Here is a 1,418-nt window from a genome sequence, read left to right as displayed (position 1 = left end):
GCGCTCAGCGCAGCAGGTACTGGTTGAGCAGGTTCTCGTAACGCTCCTGCTTGCCGCTGATCTGCTTGGGTTCGCCCTGCCCGGCCGCCAGCGCAGCCAGATCGGCCAGCCCCAGCGTGCCGTTCTCGAAGTCCTTGCCCTTGCCGCTGTCGAAGCTGGCGTAGCGCTCCTTGCGCCACTGCTCCCACGGCGAGTCGGTCAGCAGCGCGTGGGCGACTTCCAGACCCCGTGCGAACGCGTCCATGCCGCCGATGTGGGCGATGAACAGGTCTTCCAGGTCGGTCGACTCGCGACGCACCTTGGCATCGAAGTTCAGCCCGCCTTCCAGCCCGCCCTGACGCAGCACCACCAGCATCGCGCCGACCGTGTCGTACAGGTCGGTGGGGAACTGGTCGGTGTCCCAACCGTTTTGCGCATTGCCACGGTTGGCATCGATGCTGCCCAGCAGGCCGTGGTCGGACGCCACCTGCAGGTCGTGCTCGAACGTGTGGCCGGACAGCGTGGCGTGGTTGGCTTCGATGTTGAGCTTGAAGTCCTTCGCCAGCCCGTGCTCCTTCAGGAAGCCGGCCACGGTGGCGCTGTCGAAGTCGTACTGGTGCTTCATCGGCTCCATCGGCTTGGGCTCGATCAGGAAGTTGCCCTTCAGCCCGATGCTGCGGCCGTAGTCGCGGGCCATGGTCAGGAAGCGGGCGAAGTGCTCCACCTCGCGCTTCATGTTCGTATTGACCAGGCTGGCATAGCCTTCACGACCACCCCAGAACACGTAGTGCTCGCCTCCCAGTTCAACGGTGGCGTCCAGCGCGGCCTTCACCTGCACCGCGGCACGGGCGACGACGGCGAAGTCTGGATTGGTGGATGCCCCGTTCATGTAGCGCGGGTGCGAGAACAGGTTGGCCGTGCCCCACAGCAGCTTGATGCCGGTGGCGTCCTGGCGCGCCTTGGCCAGGGCGGTCATGTGGGTGAGGTTCTTCTGGTACTGGCCGATGTCCTCGGCATCCGGGGCCAGATCGATGTCGTGGAAGCACCAGTACGGCACGCCCAGCTTGGTGAAGAACTCGAACGCCGCATCGACCTTGGCCTCGGCCGTGGCCATGGGCGAACCGGCTTCCCACGGGAAGTGGCGCGTGCCCGGGCCGAAGGGGTCATGGCCGGCGTTGCAGAAGGTGTGCCAGTAGCAGACGGCGAAGCGCAGGTGCTCCTGCATGGTCTTGCCGCCGATGGTCTTGTTCGCGTCGTAGACCTTGAAGGCCAGCGGGTTGTCCGAGCCACGGCCTTCGAAGGGGATGCGGCCGATGCCGGGGAAGTATTCCTGGGCGCCGATGAAGGGCTGGGTGCTCATGGTGCGGGGTCCTGTGGTTGTGCGTGATGTGCGTGGGATGTCAGCCGCGCTGCAGCGGCGTGAGGGCATCGAGGTGCTG

1 protein-coding gene is annotated in these 1,418 nt (G+C 65.9%); it reads right to left on the bottom strand.

Annotated elements, in window-relative coordinates; genetic code table 11:
* Positions 1–4 precede the first annotated feature (4 nt).
* A complete protein-coding gene (gene xylA / locus IB223_RS18750; protein ID WP_192203310.1) occupies positions 5–1,339 on the bottom strand; it encodes a xylose isomerase in 1,335 nt (444 codons plus the stop codon).
* Positions 1,340–1,418: the final 79 nt, after the last annotated feature.

This window comes from Pseudoxanthomonas sp. PXM03, assembly GCF_014852005.1.
Classification (GTDB): domain Bacteria; phylum Pseudomonadota; class Gammaproteobacteria; order Xanthomonadales; family Xanthomonadaceae; genus Pseudoxanthomonas_A.
Note: the sequence above shows the minus strand (reverse complement) of the source record. Positions and strands in the feature narration are given on the sequence as shown.